The following is an 11776-nucleotide window of genomic DNA, read 5'->3' as shown; positions in this document are numbered from 1 at the left end:
AAGTCATTCGATTGATGCGTTATTGGCTATTTGATATGAGCAGTGAACCTGCGGCGCGTTGGAACTGGTTGAAGTATATGAGGAGGACGTGAGAGAGAATTTTAAGTCGGAGTGGTAACTAAATAAAACCCTAGAGACTCATTGCGAGCCCTAGGGTTATATATACAGATTATTAGCCTAGTTGCTACTTGCTGTTTTAAGCGTTGAACGCAGCTTGAAGATTCCCTTAGGTGCCTTGGTCAGCAAAATGCCACAAAGTAGAGGGATCATCATAAGGAGAGACTGTTCAGATAGAACCTCACCATTAATGTAGCAAGAGATCAGTAGCGCAACCACTGGGAAAATCAGGAAGCAGATAGATGCTTGGAAAGGCGTCGAAACTTGTCCTAATTTAAAGTAAGCCACAATGCCGCCAACACTCGCCACAAAACCTAGGTACACGACTGCTGAGATTGAATCCCAAGTGAAGGACTCAACATTAACGCTTTCACCCATCGCTGAAACTGCGAACAAGAATAGAGAAGCAATTAAGCTCGGAACGGCGTTGTAGGTAAGTACTTCGATGCCTTTACAGTGCTTTTGAACTAAAACATACATCACTGCGTGAATGGCAACAGCAAGGCCTAAGCAAACCGTGCCAATAAGGTAGTCATCACCACCCATTTGCATTTCATTGCCAAGGATTAAACATAGGCTCACAACAGCTGTGACCAAACCAAAGATTTGATGTTTCGCCAATCGTAGACCTAAGAATAAACCCGACATCAGCATGACAGCGACTGGCATGTTGGCGAAGATGATCGACGCTAGACCAGAAGAGATGTATTGCTCACCATAGATCATCAAAGTGAACGGAATAGCAAAATACATCAGTGCCACAATAAGCAGCCATTGACGTTTACCTTTAGGGAAAAGCAAAGGTTGGTTGAAGACTTTTGCTAATACCGCAAGCAGAGGTGCTGCAAGTAAAAAGCGTAACGCAGTGGCAAAAATAGGTGGGATAGAATGCAATGCCACTTCCATAGCGAACCAAGTGGTTCCCCAAATTAAGCAAACAGAGACAAAAAGCAAGATAGTTAGCGACTTCGAATTCATGGTGACTACTCATTAATAATTATTTTAAATCATAGGCTTGTGGCGCCTTAATGACGTGGCACAGTATAGAAAGGTAGTCGGAGAAAAGTTTTGCCTTTTTATCTCTAATTTGAGTTTATTATGGAAATTAAATCTCTAATGTAGTTATTTTGAAGAAAATTATTTCATTTAGAGAGCTTAAGTAAAGTCATTATTCTTTGTGAGGTTTAATTTTGGTCGATAAATCGCCAGTTTAGCGGCGCATGGCAATTTGGTTGAAAGATATTAAGAATAAGATTCAGCGTGTTGTTTTAGGTGTTCAATAAAGGCGCGAATTCTGGCCGGCACCTGTAACCCATAATTATGTACGACATAGAAAGAGGCTTTAAGAACTTGATCTTTGGGCAAGATGTTTACCAATGTCCCTTTTTTCAGGTCTTCTTCAATTGCTTGTTTAGGTAAACAGGCAATCCCTAACCCATTTAAGGCCATCATGCGGATGGTCGGAACGCTATCTCCGATTCGACTTGCCCTGAATTGATACGTGCTTACTTTGCCCTTATTAATTTCAAAGCTTCTTTGGCTGTTGATTCCTTCCCACTGATTGGCAATGTAGTCATATTGGGAGAGGTCACTTGGCGTGATTGGCTGCGGTATTTGCGCCTTAGTAAGATAATCTGGGTGACAACACAGTACCTGATGAAGCTCTCCGAGCTTAATTGCACGAGACGTTGAATCAGGAAGAGCCCCAACAGTGACCGACAGGTCTATGTATTTCTCGATAAGATCTACGCGCATATCGTTGGCCAATAGTTGAGGCTCGATACGAGGGTGGCTTTTCATAAACTCACACATTGCAGGTCCAATAAGATGTGTCATCAATGTGTGTGGGGATGTGATGGTGATAGTGCCTGCAAAATCAGAACAGGACTCGCGCACTTCTTCTTCCGCAAGCGACATTAATTTTCGCATTTCTAAGCATCGTTGATAAAAACGTTGTCCAGCGTCGGTTAAGGATTGGCGACGTGTTGTTCGAGTGAGTAATTTCACACCAAGGTGTTGCTCAAGCCCTTGTAAGTGATGGCTAACGACAGACTTTGAGAGATCTAGCTTATCAGCTGCTTTCGTTATGGAGCCCGATTCTACAATTTGGGCGAACACTTGCATGCGATGCAATTCGTTTTTCATGGTGGTTTATTGTCTTATTAAATCGAACTATGTTTCAAATATTACTGTATTTATCTATTTTAACAAACAAGTAAGATTCTCCTCGTACCTTAACGAAATAAGAAAACGGAGAGAATGATGACTATTTTAGTGCAATTTACCTTGAGCCATACTGAAGATAAAACGGCAGAGATCGGGGCGTTTTTTAACGAAATATTGCCAGATACTCGTACTTTTAACGGCAACCTTTCTGCGGAGCTTTATCAAAAAGATTTGGCAGAAAATGCCTTGGTTTTATGTGAAGAATGGGAAAGTACCGCTCACTTTAATGAATACATTGCTTGGCGCAAAGATATTGGTGATTTTGACCGTTTAGGCGCGATGCTTACGGATATGCCAATTATCACCGTCATGTCAAAAATCGTCACAGCCTCTGAGGCGTAATGATGAATAAGATATGGAGCCCTTCTTCAGTACCCGCTCCGGCCGCTAATTATCATCAATGTGCTTTGATCCCCGCAGGTTCAACGCGATTGCACATCGCTGGGCAACTAGGGATTGATCGCGAAGGGATGGTGGCTGAAGGTGCGGAACAACAGATTGTACTGGCTTGGAAAAATCTGAGAGGTGTGCTTCAGGCAAACCAAATGGATATCGAAGATTTAATCAGTGTAAGGCTGTACTTAGTTAACCGGAATGATATGTCTGATTATCAAGCCGCAAAGCAGCGATTGCCTTTCGATGTTGGTGGTCTCCCAACAACATTACTGTTTGTACAAGGGCTCTTTGACGAGCGATGGAAAGTTGAAATTGAGGCCGAAGCGGCGAAACTGATTTAAGTCGATCGCTGTATGCTCAATTGATACGAAAGACATGATATGAAGCAAAAAGCCCCTTTATTTAATCAGACTATAAAGGGGTGATTTCTTATCTAGAAATATTGCTACTCAGCGACGCATGGTGATTTGGTTGAAATCGATCCAACCATTCGCCAGCTGCTCAACTGGATTAACTGTTTTAGCATAATTGAGTTGCTGTTTTACGTGGAAAATCGGTCTATAAACACCGAACTCTATTAATTGTGCCTCAAGCTCTAGAAAGGCCGATTGTCGCTGGTGGTAGTCATTGAGAACCCATAGCTGTTCAAGGCTTTTGTTACGCCACTGTTTTTGCTCGTCAGTTAAACAAACCTCTAAGGCAATAGAACTTTGTAGCCATCCCATCCAGCTGCTGTCGAGATTGTCTGAAAACACTTCACCACTGATCAATATATCCGCATTTTGTAGGTTGCTTTGTTGGCAAAAATCTGGAAATTCGAGCACCTGATATTCGCAGCTAAAACCAAGTTCATTAAGTTGTTCACAATAGTGGCGAGCCATTTTTATGTGATCAAACAGCTGATAGGTTAGGATTTTTATCGGTTGTTTAGGCTTGTTTAGTTTATCTGCGAATTGTCGAGCCACTTTTAATGCGTCTTTGTCATTCGCCGTCACTAGCTTAGATTTCGATGGCTGACTAGACGTCGACAGCATTCCATATGCGTAGCCGACAGTATTCAGAGGAATGTCTTTCGCGACACCAAGTAAACGCAGTAAATCATTCAGTGACCTAAGGTGTTGTGGTTCTGCGAGCCAAGGGTGGCGATGTGAGTTGAGCAAGGCGTACTCGCAGCCTTTCTCCCACTGCTCTATCTCTGCTAGCTCGTTCTGTAATAACGATTGTTGATAGTGCGGATGTGAGTGAACAATGTCGCAGTGCATTTCATAGTCTTTGGCTTTATCGCCAACATTCCAAATCTCAATGCCGTCTACCCAAGGTCGGTGCCCATAGTAGGCCTTGAAAGCTTCGAGTCTGGTTAGCCACTCTGACTGTTCCACTAGTTTAAAGCTGCCACTTCCAATGATTTGTTCTCCTACTTTCTTGGCAATACCTGCGGCAGAGCTCGATAGTAGCGATGGAAGGTAGCCTGCGTTGGCATTGATAGCAAAACAGAGGTGAAGCGGATCGATAACCGTAATGGTAGAGATGCATTTAAATTGCTGACTATTGTGATGGCTGCTGCTGATCAGGCGTAGAAAGTGCGCTTTGATGTCTTGCGCTAGAATCGATGAGCCGTCATGAAACACTAAGCCTTTTCGCAAAGTGAAATACCAACGATTTTCATCTTGGGACCAGTCAATTGCAAGATCACCTTCAAACGAGTGAGTACGCGTGTTGAAACGCAGTAAGTTACTGAACAGGTAACGGGTGATGTGTGCTTCAGTGCGTCGTGTCACTTCAATCGGGTCTAGGCTATGTGTGCCTCTATAGAAAGGGATTTGCAGAATATCGAGCGTAGTCGGCAAGCTCTGATAGCGGCTGATATAACCAAGCAGGAACTGATCGCGTTGCGACTCTTCAATAAGCTCTAAAGCTTGGTCGACCTTGTTTTCCGATAGTAATTCATCAATCCTCAGTTCCAACTCATGGTTCACGTTTTTGAGTAGAGTGAGTGTGGGTAGGTTGCCCCGTCCAACGCCTGACTTCCAATCAATCCAGCCTTCGTTTACTAGCTTTTTGATAATCAGTTGAGCGTTGCGTTTGGTACAACCTAGAGCTTCAGTAATTTCTGTAAGCGAAAGTTGAGTTGGTTGGTTAATGAGTACCCGAGAACGTAAAAATGCCAGTGCCTTCCAGTAATGCATAAAGGTGAAATCCTTGCTGAATCTTTCTATTTTTCTTCATCTTTTAATCTCGATAATAGGGTTATTCGATTGTTTTTAAAAGGAATGAAAAATGGAAGGTGTAAATAAAGAAGAGGCTACGTCCTCTATTTGGAAAAGCTCGAGCTTTATTGTGTTGTTTTCGACGGCGTTCTTCGTTGCATTTGGAACCAAGATTTATGACCTTGCTCTGCCCTTGTTGGTGTACGAGTTAACACAGTCTTCAGAGATGATGGGGTGGATGAGAGCGGTCGAGTTTTTGCCCAATCTACTCTTAGCGCTGTTCATCGGTGTATGGGTTGATAAGTTTAATAAAAAGCATTGGTCACAATGCATGTTGCTCGGACAAGTGCTGGTGTTGGTTATCTCATATATTGCAGTGCGTTGGCTTTCCAACCCTCTATATGCTTTGTTTCCGTGTGCATTCCTGATGATGGCGTTTAACTATGGTTATCACAATGCACGTATCGGGATGATGAAAAACGTTTTACCTCAGTACATGCAAAATACCGCCATCGCAAGAATGAGCTCTTTGTACAGTTTGCTAGAAACGGTCGGCCCGGTTTTGTCTGGTGGTCTGCTTCTGTTATCCGCGTTACATAATGTGTTTTTACTTATTGCAGTGATGTATGTGCTAGCGTTTTGGCAGCTCAATAAATTGGAATTCAAGCCGGCTATGCCCGTTGCTCATCAGTCGGTGATTAGCGCACTGAAAGAGGGTTGGCTGATCTTGTATGCGAACAAGAACATGTGGCACATTACCTTAGCAGTGATGGTGATAAATACCACGGGAGCGGTATTTTGGATTCAAGCTATCTACTTTGCAAAAGCAGAGCTGGCTTTAAACCATATGGAGGTGGGCTACCTGATTGCAGCATCTGGAATCGGAGGGCTGTTAGGTTCGTTTACTGCTGACAAAGTTCGTCAACGCATCGGCTTAGGTGTTTTACTTATGGTCTCTATTGCACTTGAAGCGGTCGGTTTTATTATTCCTGTATTATTCATAGACGGCGACCAAGCTAGCGGACTTTTAATGTCATCTTTTGTTGGTGATGGGCTGTTTAGTCTTGATGGTAAATGGGTATTAATGGGCGCGTTTATGTGGGTGAGTGCGATTGGCGTGTACAGCAGTATTTGCATCTGGAGTTACCGGCAAGAAGCTTTCGATGAGCAACATTTAGGCCGAGTTGCAGGCATTACGGGATCTTTATTTAAATTATTGATGCCCTTTGGGTTAGCGGCTTCCGGTTATTTGGTAACAGTATTCGACGTGCCAAATATTTTTGTGCTCTGCTTCATTATTCAATTATTTACCGCTTTAGCTCTGCTGATGACCAAAGTCCGACATATTGAGTAGAGCGCGACTCTTTGGTTCTTTGAGAGTCTAGCCACCAACAAAAAACGCGCCCTCAATGAGGCGCGTTTTTGAGCAATACGTTTAAGAGGCTGCGTCTACTGCGTAACAGGCTTAACTTGTTTGGACTGTCTTACTGCCAGAATAAGTTGTGGTAGCAGCGACATCACTATCATGCCGGTCATTAGCGAATACTGGACTGCAGTGAATGATTCACCCATTAACACCATGCCTGTCACGATGCCAGCCACTGGGTTTGCGATGCCACCGAAGGTGAAATCAACTACGGACATACGTTGCAGTAACCACACATACATGCCGTAACCCAGCGCTGTGTTTAGGCCAATCACCCACATGAGTCCCATAGCATTACGAGTATCGAAATGAGTGACAGCGTTAACATAAGGCTGCGGGTCGATGAATGCGTGAACGCCAGACGCGACAGATAAAATCGTACCGCCTAGAATCAGTTGCCACGTTAATACCTTCCACCAATGCATGCGACTACCCAGTGACTTGGTAATGCTGCTGCCGATAACGATACACATGATTGCAGCGAACATGGCGCCTAAACCTATTGGGTTTAATACGATTTGACTTGGATTAAACAGTATCCACGCCAATGTGATTAATCCAACACCAGACAAGGCTTGAATCAATTGCGGACGCTGTTTCTTTACTACCCAATGGAAGATCATCGCAAACACTGGCACAGAGATCATACCTACACCGGAGATTGCCGAAGGCAACGTCAACGCCATCACGAAAATTAAGCTAAAGAAGGTCGCGATATTGATAAGACCCAATGTGAAAATGATCTGCCATTCGCCTTTTTGAGGCAGTGTCGGTTTTACTACTAGCAATAACAAACCAGCAGGCAACGCACGCAAAGCTCCCAATAATAAGGGGGGCCATTCCTGTAGCGTAAATTGCGTCACAGCATAGGTTGTTCCCCAAAAGAACGCGGGAATCATTGCTAATAATATGTTCATATGAAATATCTTTATATTAAGATAATTAGTTGTATGAACTGTATACCTAGATCATATGGTTGTAAAGTATCTTTATGTTAAACTAGTTTGAGGTAAACAAGACTAATAACGGAGCGAGATCGCAAATGGATGCTATCGACCGCGTAGTAGAGCAATGGGCAAAGGAAAAGCCTGAGTTAGAAACTGAGCCAATGGCAATGATGGGCCGGATTATGCGTATTGCCAAGTATATGGAGACGCAAGTTGCCGATCTGCATAAAAATTACGACATGAAACTTGGTGAGTTTGATGTGTTGGCAACGTTGCGACGTTCTGGGAAGCCTTATCAACTGACGCCATCAGAACTGATCGGATCGATGATGCTGACATCAGGCGCAATGACCAATCGCCTTGGTAAACTAGAAGCTAAAGGGCTGATCCGTCGTGAGCACAGCAAAGAAGACAGACGCAGCGTGAGTGTTCAGCTAACCAAAGATGGTCTTATTCTGATCGACCAAATGATGACTGAACATGTCGAAATGCAGAAAAAATTGGTTAAGTCATTGTCTGCGAGCCAGAAGAAGAACACTAACCAACTTCTAAAAGCATGGTTGAGTGCTTACGAATAATTTTTAGGTGACTGAGTAGGGTACGACTATGGACAGTATTCAAAATAATACGGAAAAAACAGATATGCTTGAGAAAGTAGAGCGCGTTGTATTAATTAATGGATTGGAATATGAGGTTAGCGGAAATGTTCTTAATCTTAAGCTAGGCAGAGCGGGTGGAAAGGTAAAAATCAAATACGATTACGCGACGAATTCATACGTCTACAACTGTAATGAGTATGCTATTGGTTTTTCCAGTCTCATCTTCTTCGTTCTTTCGTTCAATACTCTGTATCAAGTTGATCACCAAGCATGGTCTGGTTATGTCGCGGGTTTGATGTTTGCTGGAGCAATATTCAATTTGATCCAATTAGTGCTATCTCACATCCAAATGTTAGACATTAAAGCACAGCTAAGAGAAGTAGGTATCTACCTCAAGTCTGGCGCGTAAGAGCCTTTAGCATCTTGTGTATCGTGAACAACTGAACAACTTAGCCATTTCTGAGTAACGAGTGGTTAAGCCCTGCCATCGGTGGTTATAGGCCCAAATAAACAGCGTTAACACCAATTCTTAGTGCTGTTTTTACTTTCCTCTTACACACTTTTCTTATATCGAACCTAGTATCAAATTTCTCTTGGTTATACAGGCAAGCTTCTCATTATGAAGAACTTTTTCGATAGCGAGCTCATGCTCTCTAGCTCCTTGAACTTCGTTCTGCTGTCACTTGGACTAACGCTCCTCTTACATATTCCAATTTGGTGTGGATTCAACCTGAGTCGGCGAAAATGGAAGCGTATGGATTATTTATGGCCGTTTTTAGCGGGTATCGGAATGCTTGGTGCCGTGTCTGAGATTCGAGCGAAGGTGGCGGGTGATTGGGTTGAAACCGAACAAACCAGAGCGGTGGCGATTTTAGAATCTGTTCAGCAGTTCTCTTTGGATAAGCTGAGAAGTGATACCTGTACAGGTCAGCCATCTTTAGATAATTACGCTCAGTACCACGACGCGTGTTTGTGGTATTTGAATACGGCGATTACGTTTAAAGATGTCGATTTCACCTTGTTACCCAATGCATCGGATTTTACGGTTCCTGCGCCTAGCGTGTCGTTAGTTGAAAGTGATGCGGTGTGGGTGGATGGTATGCTGAGTCAGTATGAAAAGCAGAAAAACCAATATATAAAAACCAGAGAAGCTCAGGTGAAGCAGCCGCTAGAAAGTATCTTTTGGTATGTGAGTCCTTACTTAGTGTGTTTCGCGATTGCATTACGTCTTACTAAGGTGACAGCCGAGCTCAAGTTGGATAAATGCTCATAGTTCACTGAATGTTTGTAGTTCACGGTTCATCGCTATATCAATGGGTAACTCAATAGCTAGGCAAGCGTATAACTTTAGGTAAGCGTATAACTAATAGGATGTGTCTGAATTAGAGATAAAAAAATAGCGTCAGTATTGAATTACTGACGCTATTTTTATGTTGGGTCCAACAGTAGCGGAAAGTTGTTTATAAAGGTGGCTACTTAAATTGATATCTAACCGAAAGTTGTAATTGAGGGCCGTAAAGACCGTTGTTTTTGGAAGCAACTGCAAACACGGCTTTATCTGTGGCATGGAACCTGGCTCCAAACGTAAAGATTGAGTGCTCTCCGTTAGAACCCGCAAGCACATGGGCTTCTACTCTCTGAGTGATCCACGCTCGAATACCCGCATTAAATTCGACATAAGCTTTCGTTTCTCCAGCTGCGTATGAGTTTTTGTTGAAATGGAGTAGCAGCTGCGTATTTAAGTCGATCCCTTGAGTTATTGGACCATAAACTTGAGGGCCGATGTACGCATCAAAGTTGCTTTCATCTTCGGCTGTGTTGGTACTAAGGCCGCCCAAAATCGCCAAGCTATCGTTGATGTCGCGTCCACCATCCACGCTTAACCCCATAGGCTTTGCTTGCATCCCAAGTTCTACAAAGTCCGTTGTGAAATTTGCCGCAGATATAGCTTGATGAGAGAAGAGGCATAGCAGTAGAGGTATTACATTTTTAATTTTCATATGACTTACAAAAGATAGTAATAGTGGAGTAAAGCGCTTGGTCATGCTTTATTTATTGTCACGCCAAAGCGATGAAGTTCTTCGAAAGTTAAGTCAAAGAAAATGTCTGTTCTTGTTGTCCATCTTGATTGTGCTGTATAGGGGGGCGATAACCCATTCCTTTGCTTGATGATTGTATATTAAACATAACTGCAATAACCAACAACGATTTTAATTTTTTTTGTATAGCTCTAAGTTCTGGTTCAATTATGGAAATAGTTAATCCTAACTTTCTGAACACAAAAATGGGCAGTTTATCTGCCCATTTTTTATAACTGTAACGAATGACAAGCCTGCCCTTAGATCGGTGTTTAATTCGATAAAGACAGTGCGAACGACAACAAGATTGGTAGGGTAACCACACTTAGGAAGTTACCAAACAACACCATAGATGCGACCTTAGGGGGCTCGACATTGAACCTCTCTGCAAACAGGTAGTTCATCACAGCGGGTGGCAGCATGGTGAACAGTACCATCATTTGTAAGTGCAGCGTCGGCAGCGGGATAAAGAAATAGATGATGGTAAAAGCGATCGCCCCTGTAAACAGCGATTGAGCCGTACACAACAAGCCAACTTTTAATCCGCTCAGCCTCAAGTTGACCATTTGTGAACCCAGCGACAGCAGCATAATAGGAACGGCAGCTTGCCCAAGCAGTGATGTGGCTTCGTAGATCGGATTCCACACGGTAATTCCAGACAGGTTGAGCGTCATCGCTAGTGCAGCCGCTAAGAAAATTGGCATCTTGAGGATCTGTTTGATCGGATTACCGTCGCTCAATAGCGCTAAGCCAACACTAATATGGACACATGCCGATACCACAAATAGTAATACCGCAGGGGCTAGTGCGCTCTCGCCAAAGGTATAGGTGAATAGGGGAATGGCTAGGTTGCCACTATTACGGAACATGTGTGGCGGAGCCCAAGCCTTGAAATTGAGCTTAAAGATCTTACAGATCGGAATCATCAATAAAGCAGGCACTAACACCGCGACCAAAGAAGCGGTTATGAGTGGCAATTGCTCTGTGTCGAGAGGCATGGTGGTCAGCGATGCAAACACTAGCGCAGGGATGCACACATCCATGTTGATGCGATTGATCGGTTTGAAATCGGGCTTTAGCCAACGACCGACCGCAAAGCCAGCACTGGCTAAAGCAAAAACGGGAAACAGAATGCTGATGACCTGTTCGAACATAGAATTCCTTTCTAGGTTTAGTACCTCCATTTAGCGGAGAAACGAATGTTTTAGAGAGCGCTATAGATACGTATGAAATCGAGATGTATAAACATTAACCTATCAACATAATGACTTGGCGTCACCGAAGATCGTTGTCTGTCAGCGGTTAATTTACATTTCTTTGAATGAGGCACAAAAAAGACCAGTGGCATCCGCAACGGGTCTTTAAAGGCTAGATAAATCTGGACGGGTTCTTTAATTAACTATGGTGACTACTAGACGCGATTATCACCACAGCTGTAGGCAACTATCTGGCTGATTTCGCTCAGGCTACGACCTGACTGTTGCTGCCATTCGTTGAAGGCTTTACCCGCTGCCAGTTGTGCTCGCTTGGTGTTACGGCCGCTATCCACCACGTCTGTGCTGCGTAGGTGCGCTTCAACATCCGACGACAAGATGAAGGTGTCTTTGCCCATTTGGCGCAGAGTGTAGGCACCAGTATTACCACCTAGTCGCTTGCCGTGTTTTTTCAGGTAACCCCACAGCTCGGTGATACGTTCTGATGGCCAGTCGGCAACCATTTTCGAGAATGAATCGGCTTCACGCTTGGCATTGTGGATCATGGTGGCGTTGGCAGGGATGGT

Annotated in this window: 12 protein-coding genes and 1 pseudogene; 6 read left to right on the top strand and 7 right to left on the bottom strand. The window is 43.6% G+C overall.

The window, feature by feature from the left end; all coding sequences use genetic code 11:
• Positions 1–177: 177 nt before the first annotated feature.
• Both AB4232_RS18180 and AB4232_RS18175 read right to left on the bottom strand, forming a co-directional pair.
• Positions 178–1095: a DMT family transporter gene (locus AB4232_RS18180; protein WP_372087689.1), complete on the bottom strand. Its 918-nt coding sequence runs from the start codon at positions 1093–1095 to the stop codon at positions 178–180.
• 264 nt (positions 1096–1359) lie between these two features.
• The gene (locus AB4232_RS18175; RefSeq protein WP_054546176.1) at positions 1360–2262 is read right to left on the bottom strand and encodes a LysR family transcriptional regulator; all 903 of its coding nucleotides are present in this window, start codon (positions 2260–2262) and stop codon (positions 1360–1362) included.
• Between the two features lie 114 nt (positions 2263–2376).
• Here AB4232_RS18175 and AB4232_RS18170 point away from each other — a divergent pair, with 114 nt between their 5' ends.
• Both AB4232_RS18170 and AB4232_RS18165 read left to right on the top strand, forming a co-directional pair.
• On the top strand, positions 2377–2685 hold the full coding sequence (locus tag AB4232_RS18170) for an antibiotic biosynthesis monooxygenase family protein (RefSeq protein ID WP_372087688.1): 309 nt from the start codon (positions 2377–2379) through the stop codon (positions 2683–2685).
• A complete protein-coding gene (locus tag AB4232_RS18165) occupies positions 2685–3080 on the top strand; it encodes a RidA family protein (protein WP_372087687.1) in 396 nt (131 codons plus the stop codon). The genes AB4232_RS18170 and AB4232_RS18165 overlap by 1 nt, the downstream gene beginning before the upstream one ends.
• Positions 3081–3188: 108 nt before the next feature.
• Here AB4232_RS18165 and AB4232_RS18160 read toward each other — a convergent pair whose 3' ends face one another.
• On the bottom strand, positions 3189–4925 hold the full coding sequence (locus AB4232_RS18160) for an ABC transporter substrate-binding protein (protein WP_017099132.1): 1737 nt from the start codon (positions 4923–4925) through the stop codon (positions 3189–3191).
• 91 nt (positions 4926–5016) lie between these two features.
• Between AB4232_RS18160 and AB4232_RS18155 the strand changes: the two genes are divergently transcribed.
• On the top strand, positions 5017–6300 hold the full coding sequence (locus tag AB4232_RS18155) for an MFS transporter (RefSeq protein WP_009846179.1): 1284 nt from the start codon (positions 5017–5019) through the stop codon (positions 6298–6300).
• A gap of 95 nt (positions 6301–6395) precedes the next feature.
• On the opposite strand, the gene AB4232_RS18150 is transcribed toward AB4232_RS18155, so the two are convergent.
• Entirely contained in the window at positions 6396–7289 is an 894-nt protein-coding gene (locus AB4232_RS18150) for a DMT family transporter (RefSeq protein ID WP_012601156.1), read from the bottom strand.
• 125 nt (positions 7290–7414) lie between these two features.
• Between AB4232_RS18150 and AB4232_RS18145 the strand changes: the two genes are divergently transcribed.
• The 3 genes from AB4232_RS18145 to AB4232_RS18135 all read left to right on the top strand — a co-directional run bounded on the left by AB4232_RS18145 (position 7415) and on the right by AB4232_RS18135 (position 9191).
• Positions 7415–7897, top strand: coding sequence for a MarR family winged helix-turn-helix transcriptional regulator (locus AB4232_RS18145; protein WP_372087686.1), 483 nt, complete (start codon positions 7415–7417; stop codon positions 7895–7897).
• Positions 7898–7925: 28 nt separating this feature from the next.
• Positions 7926–8327: a hypothetical protein gene (locus AB4232_RS18140; protein WP_372087685.1), complete on the top strand. Its 402-nt coding sequence runs from the start codon at positions 7926–7928 to the stop codon at positions 8325–8327.
• A 345-nt stretch (positions 8328–8672) separates the two neighbouring features.
• A complete protein-coding gene (locus AB4232_RS18135; RefSeq protein WP_029224076.1) occupies positions 8673–9191 on the top strand; it encodes a hypothetical protein in 519 nt (172 codons plus the stop codon).
• Positions 9192–9390: 199 nt separating this feature from the next.
• On the opposite strand, the gene AB4232_RS18130 is transcribed toward AB4232_RS18135, so the two are convergent.
• From AB4232_RS18130 to AB4232_RS18120, 3 genes and pseudogenes are all read right to left on the bottom strand, one after another.
• Complete coding sequence (locus AB4232_RS18130; RefSeq protein ID WP_240798038.1) at positions 9391–9822, bottom strand: hypothetical protein; 432 nt, start codon at positions 9820–9822, stop codon at positions 9391–9393.
• Positions 9823–10268: 446 nt separating this feature from the next.
• The gene (locus AB4232_RS18125; RefSeq protein WP_372087684.1) at positions 10269–11150 is read right to left on the bottom strand and encodes an AEC family transporter; all 882 of its coding nucleotides are present in this window, start codon (positions 11148–11150) and stop codon (positions 10269–10271) included.
• A 257-nt stretch (positions 11151–11407) separates the two neighbouring features.
• Positions 11408–11776 (bottom strand): annotated as a pseudogene (locus AB4232_RS18120) (DNA-3-methyladenine glycosylase I); the annotation flags it as partial.

This window comes from Vibrio sp. 10N.286.46.A8, assembly GCF_041470165.1.
GTDB classification, from domain to species: Bacteria; Pseudomonadota; Gammaproteobacteria; order Enterobacterales; family Vibrionaceae; genus Vibrio; species Vibrio tasmaniensis_A.
Note: the sequence above shows the minus strand (reverse complement) of the source record. Positions and strands in the feature narration are given on the sequence as shown.